General features: G+C 66.6%; 1 protein-coding gene. It reads right to left on the bottom strand.

Features of this window, described 5'->3' with window-relative positions; translation table 11 throughout:
- Positions 1 to 749, bottom strand: a 749-nt coding sequence (locus A5688_RS26200; RefSeq protein WP_242660288.1) for a condensation domain-containing protein, incomplete at both ends; no start/stop codon positions are given.

Raw genomic sequence — 749 nt, 5'->3', positions numbered from 1 at the left:
ACCTGCGCGGCGAACAATTCCGGGATCGATACCCGTGCGGGTGCGGGCTGGGTCAACACCGCCCGATTGCCCCACTCAGCCAGGCGGGCGTGCTCGGATGCGCCGAGCAGATCGACCGACGACAGTCGGCGCGTCGGGTCGGCGGTCAGCGCGTCCAGTACCCGCTCGAACCGCTCGACGAGTGCTTCGATGCTGGCCGGGTCGAACACGTCGGTGCGAAACTCCACTGCCCCGCCGATCCCGGCGGGTGCGCCGTCCTCGGTCCATTGTTCGGCCAGGGAGAACACCAAATCCATTCGGGCGGTGTGGGTGTCGGCCGGCAATGGTGTGACCTGCAGATCGCCCAACACCAGGTGGGCGGCGGGATCGCCGCTGCGCCAGGGAAGGTTTTGCCAGGCCAACAACACCTGCACCAGCGGTTGATGGGTCAACGACCGGGTCGGGTTGAGCCGCTCCACCAGCACCTCAAAAGGCACGTCCTGGTGCTCATAGGCGGCCAGGCTGCGCCGGCGCACCTGACCCAACACCTCGGCCATGCTGGGATCACCGGCCAGATCCACCCGCAACACCAGCGTGTTGACGAAAAACCCGACCAACTCATCGAGCGCCGGATCACCCCGTCCGGCGATCGGGAACCCCACCGCCACATCGCAACTCGCACTGAGCTTAGACAGCAACACCGCCAACGCGGCCTGGATCACCATGAAACTGGTCGCGTTATGCTCCCGGGCAACCCGGGTGACCCGCTG

The organism is Mycobacterium mantenii, from assembly GCF_001667865.1.
GTDB lineage: Bacteria > Actinomycetota > Actinomycetes > Mycobacteriales > Mycobacteriaceae > Mycobacterium > Mycobacterium mantenii_A.
This window is presented reverse-complemented; position numbering and strand designations above follow the sequence as displayed.